Source organism: Aeromonas sp. S2(2024), assembly GCF_041402505.1.
Lineage (GTDB): Bacteria > Pseudomonadota > Gammaproteobacteria > Enterobacterales > Aeromonadaceae > Aeromonas > Aeromonas media.
Genome location: NZ_JBGLRL010000006.1, coordinates 31992 through 44435, shown reverse-complemented (window position 1 = coordinate 44435; position 12444 = coordinate 31992). Strand labels below are relative to the sequence as shown.

Below are 12444 nucleotides of genomic sequence, written 5' to 3'. Positions count from 1 at the left end.
CACGAGCAAGTGCATAAAAATCATTTTATATGCAGTCATAACAATTAATCAGCCTGCCATGCCCATCGACCATGGGCACAGATGTCCACGCACCAAGATGGAACGGTCAGGCTCGGCATGGACAATTTATCTGGGAGTGATGACCGTGGGTTCACACAACAAGCCATTTCGGCCGGGTCTGGCCGCCCTGCTGCTGACTGCCCTGCTGGGCGCCAGCATGCTGGCGCAGGCAGACGAGACAGCCCCCGAAGGCAAGATCGAGGCGCGCAGCGAGCTGTTCGCCAAGGATCACGCCGATCAGTTCAGCAGCTGGAAAGGCACCAGCGAGAGCAAGGAGCGCACCGACGCCCTGGCGGACGATCCGCAGATGGTGGTGCTCTGGGCCGGCTACCCCTTCTCCAAGGATTACAACAAGCCGCGCGGCCACTTCTATGCGCTGACCGACGTGCGGGAAACCCTGCGTACCGGCGCCCCCAAGACCGCCGAAGATGGCCCCCTGCCCATGGCCTGCTGGAGCTGCAAAGGCCCGGACGTGGCCCGCGTCATCGACGAGAAGGGTGAGGATGGCTACTTCAAGGGGATGTGGGCAAAAGGCGGACCCGAGATCGTCAACACCATCGGCTGCGCCGACTGCCACGACACCGCCTCGAAAGAGTTCAAGGAAGGGAAACCTGCCCTGCACCTCTCCCGTCCCTATGCCGACCGCGCCATGACCGTCATCGGCAAGCCGTTCAAGGAGCAGGGGCGTTTCGATCAGCAGTCCCAGGTGTGCGGCCAGTGCCACGTGGAGTACTACTTCAGCGGCCCCACCAAGGCGGTGAAATTCCCCTGGGACAAGGGCACCACGGTTGAGCAGATGGAGCAGTATTACGATGAAATAGGCTTTGCCGACTGGACCCATGCCCTCTCCAAGACCCCCATGCTCAAAGCCCAGCACCCCGAATACGAGACCTGGCGCGCCGGCATTCACGGCCAGAACAATGTCGCCTGCGTCGACTGCCACATGCCCAAGGTGCAAAACGAGCAGGGCAAGGTCTACACCGATCACAAGGTGGGCAACCCCTTCGATCGCTTCGATCAGACCTGCCGCAACTGCCACACCCAGAGCAAGGAGATGCTGCAAGGCATAGTCCAGCAGCGCAAGGATGCGGTGACCGAGATCAAGCTCAAAGTCGAGAAGCAGCTGGTGCACGCCCACTTCGAGGCCAAGGCCGCCTGGGATGCCGGTGCCACCGAAGCCGAGATGAAGGACATTCAGCAGGACATCCGTCACGCTCAATGGCGCTGGGACTTCTCCATCGCCTCCCACGGGGTGCAGATGCACGCCCCGGAAGTGGCGCTGCGCATGCTGGGCACCGCCCTGGACAAGGCCGCCGATGCCCGTACCAAGCTGGCACGCCTCTTGGCCGCCAAGGGGATCAGCCACGAGATCGCCATTCCTGACATCTCCAGCAAGGAGAAGGCCCAGGCCGCCCTTGGCATGGACATGAAACAGATGAATGCCGACAAGGCCCAGTTCCTCAAGACCACAGTCCCCGCCTGGGATGCCGAGGCCAAAGCGGCCGGACGGCTCGCACAATGACGAGATTTGCGGGCCCGCCGAGTCGGGCCTGCAATCGGATGGAGGCTTCCTATGGGTGATTTAACGATGGATTTCTTACGACTGATGCTGATGGCAGCCATGCTGCTGACCAGCCTGCAGGGCCAGGCCGCCGATGCGGCGAATGCCCCTGCGGCCCTCCCCGCCACACCTGTCTCTGCCACACACGAGGTGGAATTTTTGCGCAGCCCCGACAAGGCCTGCACCGACTGTCACAAGGAGCAGACCGAGGGGATGCACGGCAAGCACGGCCAGGCGACCAACCCCAACAACCTGGCGCCGGTCACCTGCACCAACTGCCACGGTCAGCCCTCCTCCCAGCACCGGGAAGGGGTCAAAGACGTGATGCGCTTTAGCGACAGCTTCAATGACAAGCAAAGCGCCCTGGCAGACAAGCAAAGCGGCTTGGCAGAGAAGCAGAGCACAGAGAGCTACCCCATCGCCGAGCAGAACGGGGTCTGCATGAGCTGTCACGAACCCAAAGTGCTGCGCGAGGCGCTCTGGGCCCACGACGTGCACGCCACCAAGCTCACCTGTACCAGCTGCCACCAGCTGCACCCGGCCAAGGAGCCCATGGCGGAAATCCCGGAAAAGTCCCGCATCAAGCTCTGCGTCGACTGCCACAGCAAGCAGCATCAAGCCAAGGTGGCCGGCCTGCCGAGCAATGCGGGCAAGGAGGCACCATGAGCTGTTCTCGTCGTGACTTCATGGCGGGGATGAGCGCGGGAGCCCTCATCATGATGACGGGCCCGGTGCGCGCCGGCACGGCCATCCTCGCCCACAGCCAGACCATCAACGGGGTTCGCTATGGCATGCTCCATGACGAGACGGCCTGCATCGGCTGCACCGCCTGCATGGATGCCTGCCGGGAGGTGAACAAGGTGCCAGAGGGGGTCTCGCGCCTCGAGATCATCCGCTCCGGCCCCATCGGCACCTTCCCCGATGCCGAGTACCACTTCTTTCGCAAGTCCTGCCAGCACTGCGACAACGCGCCCTGTGTACACGTCTGCCCGACCGGTGCCTCCCATATCCGCAAGGAGGATGGCATCGTCGACGTCAACCCGGATCTCTGCGTCGGCTGCATGTACTGTCTGGCCGCCTGCCCCTATCAGGTGCGCTTTATCAACCCTGTGACCAAGGTTGCCGATAAGTGCGACTTTTGCCGCAAGACCAACCTGGCGGCGGGCAAGGAGCCGGCCTGCGTGGAATCCTGTCCCACCAAGGCGCTGGTGTTCGGCAATCTGGATGACCCGGACAGCCCCATCGCCAAACGGCTGGTGAAGGAGACCACCTATCGCTACAAGCAGGCACTCGGCACCTCGCCCAAGATGTACCGCGTGCCCAAAGGGGAGATTAAGTCATGACGATGCAAGAGGCGTTTCACTTCCCTTCCCTCGTGTGGGGATTTGTCCGATCGCCATCTATCGCAGTAACAGAAGGAGGAATGGATCATGTTGCATGACGCATTTCACTTCTCCTCGCTGGTGTGGGACTGGCCGATCGCCATCTATCTCTTTCTGCTCGGCATCTCCGCCGGGGCCACCACCCTCTCGGTGCTGCTGCGCCGCAAGGGGGCCGGCAGCGAGAGCGGCATCATCAAGGCGACCGCCATCCTGGCGCCGGTGAGCGTGGTGCTGGGGTTACTGATCCTTATCTTCCATCTGGCCCGCCCCTGGACCTTCTGGAAGCTGATGTTCCACTACCAGTTCGACTCCGTGATGTCGATGGGGGTCATGCTGTTCCAGGTCTACATGGCGGTGCTGTTCGCCTGGCTGGCGGTGGTATTTCGCACCGAGATCGAGACCTTGCGCCGTCACCTGCTGCAAGAGAAGTTCGCCTTTGTGGATGATCTCATCGCTTGGCTTGCCCGCATCGAGCGGCTGCTGGCGCCGCTCTTGCTGCTGCTTGCCGTGCTCTTGGGGGCCTACACCGGCTTTCTGCTGTCGGCGCTCAAGACCTATCCGCTCTTGAACAACCCAGTGCTGCCGGTGCTATTCCTCATCTCCGGCGTCAGCTCCGGCATCGCTTCCACCATCTTGCTGGCGGTCACCCTGTTCAAGGAGAACCATCACAGCCAGGGGGTGAGCTTTGTCCACCGCTTTGAGCGGCCGGTACTGGCGGTGGAGGTGTTGCTGCTGGTCTGCTTCTTTATCGGCCTCTACTTCGGTGGCGGCCAGAAGGAAGCAGCCATGTGGGCCGCCATCGGCAGCGGCTTCTGGGCTCAGGTGTTCTGGCTCGGGGTGGTGGGCATCGGCATGCTGCTGCCCCAGTTGCTGGCCCTGCTGGCCCCCGCACCGCTGCGGGCCAAAAACGGCTATCTGGTGCTGGTCTGCAGCCTGACCCTGGTGGGGATCCTGCTGCTGCGCTACTTCGTGCTCTACGCCGGCCAGATGACGGTAGTTTAAAGGTATGATCACCAGCGCCAGCCACCTTCGGGTGACTGGCGCTTATTTGTTGCGATGAGTTGTTGCCAGAAATGTGGATGTTATCCCCCAGCGCCGGTACGGTGCAGACGCTGCGGCATAACATAGACGAATGATTGACTGGAGGTTGTGTGCTGGCGGAGCTCGGCTATCTCTCACTGTTGCTGGCGACCGGGCTCGCCCTGCTGCAAGGCACCCTGCCCTGGCTGGGGCTGCGGCTCGCCTCACGCCCGCTGCTCGGCTGCGCAACACCGCTGGCCCTCCTGGTCGCGCTCCTGCTGTTGGCCGCCCTGCTGCTGCTCGCCAGCTGTTTTGGCCTCGATGACTTCACCCTGGTCTATGTGGCCCAGCACGCCAACAGCGCCCTGCCGCTGGGCTTCAAGCTGGCGGCCGTGTGGGGCGGCCACGAGGGCTCCATGCTCTTTTTCGTCTTTGCGCTGGGGCTGTGGGGCGCCCTGGTGGCCCTTTGCTCCAAGCGGGTCGATCCGCTGATTACAACCCGGGTATTGGCCATCATGGGGCTGATCGTCGGGCTGTTCGGCCTCTATACCCTGATCTTCTCCAGCCCGTTTGACCGCCAGTTCCCGGGGCCGCTGGAGGGGCGCGATCTCAACCCCATGCTGCAAGATATCGGCCTCATCATCCACCCCCCCCTGCTCTATCTCGGTTACGTCGGCTTTGCGGTCAACTTCGCCTTCGCCATGGCGGCGCTGCACTCGGGTCGGCTCGATGGCGCCGTGGCCCACTGGAGCCGCCCCTGGGCGCTCGGCTCCTGGGTGTTTCTCACCGCCGGCATCGTGCTGGGCTCCTGGTGGGCCTATTACGAGCTCGGCTGGGGCGGCTGGTGGTTCTGGGATCCGGTGGAAAACGCCTCCCTGCTGCCCTGGCTGCTCGGCACCGCCCTGCTGCACGCCCTGGTGGTGTGCGAGAAGCGCGGCGCTTACGGCCACGCCGTGCTGCTGCTCTCCATCTTTACCTTTTCGCTGAGCCTGCTTGGCACCTTCGTGGTGCGCTCGGGGGTACTCACCTCGGTGCACGCCTTTGCGGTGGACCCCAGCCGCGGCCTCACCCTCTTGTTGCTGCTCGGCTTGCTATTGACCTGCGCCCTCACCCTGTTTGCCCTGCGGGCGGACATTCGCGCCCCCTATGCCCGCTTCGGCTTACTGTCAAAGGAGGGGCTGCTCGGCGCCGCCATCCTACTGCTCTGCGTGGCCTGCGCCAGCGTGCTGCTCGGTACCTTCTACCCCATGGTGTTCCAGTCGCTCCATCTGGGCTCGCTCTCGGTGGGCGCCCCCTATTTCAATACCATCTTCGTGCCGCTGGCCCTCTGCCTGATGGCGCTGATGACCCAGCTGCCGCGCCTGCGCTGGCAGCATCTGGCAGCCCAGCGCCGCATCAAGGTGCTGCTCCCATGCCTGTTCGGCCTGCTGGGGGGCGCCTTGCTGAGCCTCGCCTATCCCGAGCCGCTGCGGGGCGGCTGGCTGGGGCTCGCGGCCAACGTGCTGAGCCTCTGGCTGATGGCCAGCCTGCTGCTACCGCTCTTGCAACCGACATCGCTGCGCGAGCTCACCCTCAATCGGTTCGGCAGCCTGCTGGCCCACCTCGGGGTGGCGGTGTGCGCCCTCGGCATTGCGCAGGTGAGTCACCACAGCCAGGAGGGGGGCGCCGTGCTCGCCGCAGGCCAGCCCTATCACCTCAGCGCCTTCGAGTTTCGCTATGAGGGGAGCGAGCCTTTCATCGGCCCCAACTACACCGCCGAGCGCATCACTCTCAGCGTGCATAAGGACGGTAAAGAGGTGGCGCGGCTGACGCCGGAGCGGCGTCACTACAGCGTGCGCACCATGAACATGAACGAGCCCGGCATCGCGTGGGGAATGCTTGGCGATCTCTACGTGGTGCTCGGCGATAAGATGGGGCCCGGCGCCTATGCCATGCGGCTGCACTACAAGCCGCTGGTGCGCTGGATCTGGCTCGGTGGCCTGTTGATGATGGCAGGCGGCACCCTGCGCCTGCTCGCCCGCCGGCCGCTGCTGGCACCTAGCCGCAGCCCGGTACGCTCTTCGCCTCGCCCTCGGCTTGAACAGGAGTCCTTATGAACGCCCGTCTGCGCCTGTTCGTGCCGCTCGTGCTCGCCCTGGGGCTCGGTGCCCTGCTCTGGCTCGGCCTTGGCAACAACCCCTACAGCCAGGATGAGGCCGTCGCAGGGCGCACCCTACCCGCCTGGCAGAGTGACGATCTGCTTGGCGGCGCCCCCATCCACACCGCGGCGCTCAAGGGGGAGCCCTTCGTGCTCAACGTCTGGGCCAGCTGGTGCCCCAACTGCCGCGCCGAGCATCCGTTGCTCCATGATCTGGCCAGCGCCGTGCCCCTCTATGGCCTCAACTACCGGGACAAGGGGGACGCGGCCCACGCCTGGCTTATCCAGGCGGGCAACCCCTATCGCGCCGTGCTGGCGGACCCCGACGGCCGACTCGCGCTGGAACTCGGCGTCTACGGCACGCCGGAGACCTATCTCTTCACCGGCGACGGCGCCCTGCTGACCCGCCATACCGGCCTGCTCACCCGGGAGATCTGGCAACGCCAGTTTGCCCCCCTGCTTGCAAAGGCCCGCAGCAACACCGCTAGCCAGGCCGAAGTGGAAAGAGAAGTGGAGAGACAAGTTCAGGAGAGCAAGCCATGAGCCGTCTCGGCCACGCCCTGATCGCGCCGCTCTTGCTGGCATTGAGCCTCGGGGCCCTTGCCAGCGGGGTCGACACCTATGAGTTTCGCCATCCCGAGCGGCAGACCCGCGCTCAGGAATTGGCCCGCGCCCTGCGCTGCCCCCAGTGCCAGAACCAGAACCTGGTGGAGTCCAACTCCCCCATCGCCCGGGATCTGCGGCTCGAGGTCTACCGCTGGGTGGACGAGGGGCAGTCTGATGAGCAGGTGATTGCCCGCATGACAGAGCGCTTCGGCGATTTCGTGCGCTACGATCCCCCTTTCAAGAGCAGCACGGCGCTGCTGTGGGGCGGCCCCGCCCTCTTGCTGCTGCTGGCGCTCAATCGCCTGCGCAGGAGCCTGCATCGCCGGCAACCGGCGCGGGTGCCGCTTATCGGCGACAGCGCCAAGGGGAAGCTCGCCCACGACCCCAGGGCCGAGCTGAATCGGCTGATCATGGCCGAGCAGCAAGCGGGGCTTGCCCCTCACAGCCGCCTCTACCGGGAGCTGGAGCTGGCCCGCCTCGCCAACGCCACCCCACCTGCCGAACAGGCCCTGCGCGATCGGCTGGTAAGGGATCGCACCGTTCGTCCGCAGCTTAGGTTGCGCTCTTGGATACTGCTTGGGGCCCTGCTGCTGGCGCTGATTGCCGGTATTTATGCCGGCACCAGCCGCTATCAGGCGTGGCATGCTTATCAGTCGCGCCCCGATCCGCTGGCGGCATTGAGCCCGCGGGATCTGCAGGACAAGGCGCTAGGCGCCCTGCACCAGCGCCTGCAAGCCAACCCCGCCGATCTCGAGGCCTGGGCCGAGCTCGGCCAGCTCTATCTCTATCGGGACGAGTACGACAACGCCCTGCTCGCCTACCAGCGCCTAGCCCTGCAAGAAGGGGGCGCCAGCGCGGCGACCCAGGCCGCCCAGGCCACCGTGCTCTACTACCAGGCAGGTCAGCGGCTCACCCCACAATCGCAGCGCCTGCTCGATGATGCGCTCAAGCAGGACAAGGGGGAAGTGAGCGCCCTGATGCTGCTCGCCTCCGATCACTTCCTGCACGGCCGCTACCCCCAGGCCATCGCCCTCTGGCAGCAGTTGCTCGACAGCGAGCGCCCCCGCATCAACCGGACGGCGCTGATTCAGGCCATTCAGACGGCGCGGATGATGGGGGGCTGAATCAGCGCCCGGCGGCTGTAAGAAACGACGTCCCTCCTCCCTGCGCTGGCGCTGTTTTCCACGCCATCAGGGTCATTAATCGCGTCTTCGACGGGGCAATGCTTCCTGAGGTGCGAAAAGTGTCGTCAGCACGGCCATCACCGGCTTATAGTGCGCACCGTGCCGGGGGAGCAACGGACCCCGACCGGTCCGTCATGACTCCCTTGGCTGCGCCCATAGCCCCAACGCGGGTTATTTCAAGGTGCGCCAACCCATAAAATTGAAATATCGGGCCCACGGACGTTGTGAAGCGTCAATTACCGTCATATAACTTAGCCAAATGTCCCTGTCTGTCGTAGTAGAGCCAAACCATGAACCTTCGTCCTTTTCTTCCCCTGCTGCTCGGCGCCTTCCTCCTTCCCGCCAGCATGGAAAGCGCCCATGCCAACCCGTTTTCTGCGACCTCTTCCTCCACCAACAGCCTGCTCGAACCTCGCACCAGTCTCGCCCTGAGATCCGATGCCTTCGTGGTCGCCAATCCACGAACCGGGGAGATCCTGGCTGAACGCAACGCCAACCGGGTGATGTCCATCGCCTCCATCACCAAGCTGATGACGGCGCTGGTGGTGCTGGACGGCAACCAGCGCCTCAACGAGACCCTCACCGTCACCATGGACGATGTGGACAGGCTCAAGGGCACCGGCTCCCGCCTGGCCGTCGGCTCGCGCCTGAGTCGGGCCGACATGCTGCACATCGCCCTGATGTCGTCGGAAAACCGTGCCGCCTCGGCATTGGGACGGCACTACCCGGGGGGTCGCAAGGCCTTTATCGAGGCGATGAATGCCAAGGCCCGCATGCTCGGCATGTGGAGTACCCATTTCGCCGATAGCACCGGGCTCAACCCGCGCAACGTCTCCACCGCCCACGACCTCGCCAAACTGGCCGCCGCAGCGTCCACCTACCCGCTGATCCGCCAATACACCTCCTCCGAACAGCGCCTGGTACGCAACGGCAAGCGCCAGCTGCACTATCTCAACTCCAACCGCCTGGTCCGGGAAGGCGAATGGCCTATCCTGGTCTCCAAGACCGGCTACATCCGCGAGGCAGGTCGCTGCCTGGTCATGGGAACCCGGGTCAACAATGAGCCCGTGGTCATGGTGCTGCTCCACGCCAACACCACCAATGAGCGGGTGGCCGATGCCAGAAAGATCAAGAGCTGGCTGGAAACCTCGGGCCGCATGACCCTGACCGCCCAGTCCACGCCCCCCGCCAAGTTGTTCAGCAACCAGTGATCATACGGGCAAGCAACGAGGCCCCCGCACCGACAGGTGCGGGGGCCTTCTCATTGCGCCTCTCCCTTGACGCAACCCGGAACGCCCCCTTTCCCATCGCACTGTGATCCCATCCTGACTGCGCTTCGTTATGCAGGCAGAGATAGGCCAACCCAGTGAACGAGGCGGAACATGCACCGCAAACCCCATCTACCCGAGAAAGTCTGCCCCGTCTGCCTGCGCCAGTTCGCCTGGCGGCGCAAGTGGGCGCGCTGCTGGCACGAGGTGCGCTATTGCAGCGAGCGTTGCCGCCGTCATCAGGGAGAGTCGGACTGATGGAGCTGCGGCTCATCCTCGGCGATCAGCTGAACGCCGGCCACAGCTGGTTTCGTACGCCGGATCCCACGGTCTGCTACCTGATGGCGGAACTACGCCAAGAGACAGACTACTGCCGCCACCATCGCCAGAAGGTGCTCGCCTTCTTTGCCGCCATGCGCGCCTTCGCGGCGGCCCTTGGCAAGGCCGGTCACCGCGTCTGTTACCTGACCCTGGACGAGAGCGCCCGCTGGCCCGAGTTGCCCAGCTTGCTGGAGGCCCAGCTCGAAGCACATCAAGCCGACAGCTTTGCCTGGCAGAGCCCGGACGAGTGGCGCCTCGCCAGCCAGTTGAAAAGCTGGGCGGCTGGCCTTGCCATCCCGGCCCAAGAGGTGGAGAGCGAACATTTTCTCACCCCCCGTGATGGCTGGCAGCGCTACCCCCACAGCCGGATGGAGTTCTTCTACCGCGCCCTGAGAAAACAATACAGGGTGCTGCTGGATGAAGGCGGCCAACCCCTTGGCGGGCGCTGGAATTTTGATGACGAGAACCGCGCCAGACTGCCGGACAACCAGCCCATCCCGGCACCCCTCACCTTTGCCAACGAGGTGAGCGAGATCGACGCCATGCTGACTCGTCACGGGGTCAGCACCATTGGCCATGCCGATGCCAGCGCCCTGCCCTGGCCGGTCACCCGGCGCCAGAGCCGCGCACTGCTCGAGCACTTTCTGGTGCACTGTCTGCCCCACTTCGGCCGCTATCAAGATGCCCTGAGTGAGCGGGGCTGGAGCCTGTTTCACAGCCGCTTGTCATTTTCGCTCAACAGCAAGATACTCCACCCCCTCGAGGTGATCCGCGCCGCCGAGTCCCGTTGGCGGGCCAACCAGGCCACCATTTCGCTCTCTCAGGTGGAGGGCTTCATTCGCCAGATCCTCGGCTGGCGCGAGTTTGTCCGCGCCCTCTACTGGGAGCAGATGCCCGCCTATGGCCGCGTCAATTTCCTGGGTGCCGACCGCCCCCTGCCCGGCTTCTTCTGGAGCGGTGAAACCAGAATGGCGTGCATGCGCCACGCCATTCGCCAGTCCCTCGAGCACGGCTACGCCCACCACATCCAGCGGCTGATGGTGACCGGCAACTTTGCCCTGCTGGCGGGGATAGATCCGGACGAGGTGGACGCCTGGTATCTCGGCATCTACGTGGATGCCATCGAGTGGGTGGAGCTGCCCAACACCCGCGGCATGAGCCAGTTCGCCGACGGCGGCCTGATGGGCAGCAAGCCCTACGCCAGCAGCGGTGCCTATCTGGCGCGCATGGGCCACTACTGCAAGGGGTGTCATTATGAGGTGAAGGCACGCAGCGGTCCGGACAGCTGCCCGTTCAACGGCCTCTACTGGCACTTTTTATGGCGTCATCGGGACAAGCTGGGAGCCAATCCCCGCCTCGCCCTCCCCTATGCCAACTGGGACGGCCAACCCGAGACACAGCGGCAGGCCATGCTGGCGACGGCGGAGCACCATCTGCTCCACCTGGAGCGCCTCTGAGGCTGCAGGATTTCATGCCAAAACTAGAGAAAATAACAACATTGAGAGCCAGTTAACAAAATGTAAACAGCGATAACCACCAATGACATCGACACCAGTTGAATATCCTGTGGCGGCTGATTAAGGTGAAGGCCCCAGTCAAGGAGAGACAAGATGGACATAGTGGTACTCGGTGGTGGCGTGGTCGGTGTGACCAGCGCCTGGTATCTGGCCAAGGCCGGTCACAAAGTGACCCTGCTGGAGCGACGTGACGGGGTGGCGCTTGAAACCAGCCATGCCAATGCGGGTCAGATCTCCCCGGGTTATGCCTCCCCCTGGGCTGCCCCAGGCATTCCCCTCAAGGCCGCCAAGTGGCTGCTGCAAAAGCACGCCCCCTTCACGGTTCGCCCCACCGCGGATCCCTTCCAGCTGAGCTGGATGCTGAAGATGTTCGCCAACTGCACCCCGGCGGCCTATGCGGTCAACAAGGGGCGCATGGTGCGGCTGGCCGAATACAGCCGCGACTGCATGAAGGCGCTCAGGGACGAGCTGGCCCTGGACTACGAGGGGCGCCAGCTCGGCACCCTGCAGCTGTTCCGAAGCCAGGCTCAGCGGGACGCCAGCCAGCGCGATATCGAGGTGCTGGAAGAGTACGGCGTCCCCTACCAGTCCCTGGATGCCGGCGGCTGTGAAGAGGTGGAGCCCGCCCTGGCCCGGGTACGCGGCAAGGTGGTGGGGGGCCTGCGCCTGCCGGGGGACGAGACGGGGGACTGCTTCCGCTTCACCCAGGCCCTGGCCGCCGAGGCACAGAAACTCGGGGTGACCTTCGTCTTCAACTGCCCCATCGACGAAATCGAGCTCGCCAAAGGGTGCGCCGTGGCGGTGCGCGCGGGCGAGCAGCGCTTCCAGGCCGACGCCATCGTCTGTGCGCTGGGGAGCTATGGCACCGGCTTCCTGAAGCCCTTGGGAATAGCGCTCCCCGTCTACCCGGTCAAGGGCTACTCCCTCACCCTGCCGATGACGGACACCGATGGCGCTCCCCGCAGCACTGTGCTGGATGAAACCTACAAGGTCGCCATCACCCGTTTCGATGAGCGGATCCGGGTCGGCGGCATGGCCGAGCTGTCTGGCTTCAATCTGGCGCTCAACCCCAAACGTCACGACACCCTGGCCATGGTGGTGAGGGATCTCTTCCCCGAGGGGGGCGATCTTTCCCGCGCCGAGTTCTGGACCGGGCTGCGCCCCATGACGCCGGATGGCACCCCCCTGGTAGGCCCCAGCCCCATCCCGGGTCTGTGGCTCAACACCGGCCACGGCACCCTGGGCTGGACCATGGCCGCGGGGTCGGGCCAGCTGCTCAGCGATCTCATCTCGGGCAGCGCCCCCGCCATCAGCGACGAGGGGCTGACCCTGGCGCGTTACGGCTAGCCCGAATGGCGCAGCATCCAATGTAAGAGAGGGAGTGCCAG

At 64.4% G+C, this 12444-nt stretch carries 11 protein-coding genes; all 11 read left to right on the top strand.

What is annotated here, in order from left to right:
* Positions 1–139: 139 nt before the first annotated feature.
* The 11 genes from nrfA to ACB039_RS08270 all read left to right on the top strand — a co-directional run bounded on the left by nrfA (position 140) and on the right by ACB039_RS08270 (position 12403).
* Positions 140–1582 (top strand): ammonia-forming nitrite reductase cytochrome c552 subunit, encoded by a 1443-nt coding sequence (nrfA, locus tag ACB039_RS08320; RefSeq protein ID WP_041205647.1) that lies wholly within the window; start codon positions 140–142, stop codon positions 1580–1582.
* Between the two features lie 51 nt (positions 1583–1633).
* Entirely contained in the window at positions 1634–2287 is a 654-nt protein-coding gene (nrfB, locus tag ACB039_RS08315) for a cytochrome c nitrite reductase pentaheme subunit (RefSeq protein ID WP_041205646.1), read from the top strand.
* Positions 2284–2964, top strand: coding sequence for a cytochrome c nitrite reductase Fe-S protein (nrfC, locus tag ACB039_RS08310; protein ID WP_005327898.1), 681 nt, complete (start codon positions 2284–2286; stop codon positions 2962–2964). Before nrfB ends, nrfC begins: the two co-directional genes overlap by 4 nt.
* Before the next feature lie 87 nt (positions 2965–3051).
* Entirely contained in the window at positions 3052–4005 is a 954-nt protein-coding gene (gene nrfD / locus ACB039_RS08305; RefSeq protein ID WP_005327900.1) for a cytochrome c nitrite reductase subunit NrfD, read from the top strand.
* Between the two features lie 149 nt (positions 4006–4154).
* Entirely contained in the window at positions 4155–6119 is a 1965-nt protein-coding gene (gene nrfE / locus ACB039_RS08300; RefSeq protein ID WP_371165481.1) for a heme lyase NrfEFG subunit NrfE, read from the top strand.
* A complete protein-coding gene (locus ACB039_RS08295) occupies positions 6116–6703 on the top strand; it encodes a DsbE family thiol:disulfide interchange protein (protein WP_371165480.1) in 588 nt (195 codons plus the stop codon). The genes nrfE and ACB039_RS08295 overlap by 4 nt, the downstream gene beginning before the upstream one ends.
* A complete protein-coding gene (gene nrfF / locus ACB039_RS08290; protein ID WP_371165479.1) occupies positions 6700–7890 on the top strand; it encodes a heme lyase NrfEFG subunit NrfF in 1191 nt (396 codons plus the stop codon). The genes ACB039_RS08295 and nrfF overlap by 4 nt, the downstream gene beginning before the upstream one ends.
* Before the next feature lie 350 nt (positions 7891–8240).
* Entirely contained in the window at positions 8241–9161 is a 921-nt protein-coding gene (locus ACB039_RS08285; protein ID WP_268424129.1) for a serine hydrolase, read from the top strand.
* A 171-nt stretch (positions 9162–9332) separates the two neighbouring features.
* Positions 9333–9476 (top strand): DUF2256 domain-containing protein, encoded by a 144-nt coding sequence (locus ACB039_RS08280; RefSeq protein WP_171273757.1) that lies wholly within the window; start codon positions 9333–9335, stop codon positions 9474–9476.
* Positions 9476–10996 carry a cryptochrome/photolyase family protein gene (locus tag ACB039_RS08275; RefSeq protein WP_371165478.1) on the top strand — a complete coding sequence of 507 codons (1521 nt, stop codon included), beginning with the start codon at positions 9476–9478 and terminating at the stop codon, positions 10994–10996. The genes ACB039_RS08280 and ACB039_RS08275 overlap by 1 nt, the downstream gene beginning before the upstream one ends.
* A gap of 153 nt (positions 10997–11149) precedes the next feature.
* Complete coding sequence (locus ACB039_RS08270; protein ID WP_371165477.1) at positions 11150–12403, top strand: D-amino acid dehydrogenase; 1254 nt, start codon at positions 11150–11152, stop codon at positions 12401–12403.
* The last annotated feature ends 41 nt before the right edge of the window (positions 12404–12444 follow it).